At 35.0% G+C, this 571-nt stretch carries 2 protein-coding genes; both read left to right on the plus strand.

The window, feature by feature from the left end:
* A partial coding sequence (locus tag ACQY5W_RS13420) for a glycosyltransferase (RefSeq protein WP_428025473.1) occupies positions 1 to 307 on the plus strand: 307 nt, incomplete at its 5' end.
* A partial coding sequence (locus ACQY5W_RS13425; protein ID WP_428025474.1) for a hypothetical protein occupies positions 304 to 571 on the plus strand: 268 nt, incomplete at its 3' end. The genes ACQY5W_RS13420 and ACQY5W_RS13425, both read left to right, overlap by 4 nt.

The following is a 571-nucleotide window of genomic DNA, read 5'->3' on the forward strand; positions in this document are numbered from 1 at the left end:
GGCAATGCCATCATTAAAAGAAGGACTTCCTTTGGCGTTAATGGAAGGCATGAGTGGCCATTTGCCAGTCATTGCCGCTGATATTCCTGAAATGCATGACATAGTTCAACAAGCTGGGGGGATATTAGTAAAAACAAGTGATGTAAATGAATTAACAAATGCTTTCAGGGAATACCTTAGCCTCAACCCAAAAGACCTAATGGCCAAAGGGGAGTCTGTTTTTCAATATTTGGTCAAATATCACTCAATTGAAAATTATCGAAAAAGCTATCTTGAACTAATAAATAAAAAACTAATTATAAGATGAAATTTGTAGAATTTATACGTAGCCAGAAATTTGCAGTATTCGCTATTAGTATTTGGATCATAAGTTTTTTAGTTATTACTGGATCGCAAAAACATAATAACTTTAGCTACGTGATTTTAGCATTACCAACATTGCTTACATTAAGTCTGAGCGAATTAGCAGTTTTTTTTAAAAATCGTCTTAGCATTTTATTGGTAATCACAATACTGACACTGGCATTAGCTGCAATGCTTGGTACCGGCGACCCTTTAAGGCAGCTCAAAT

It is taken from the genome of Arcobacter sp., from assembly GCF_050300555.1.
Classification (GTDB): Bacteria; Campylobacterota; Campylobacteria; order Campylobacterales; family Arcobacteraceae; genus Arcobacter.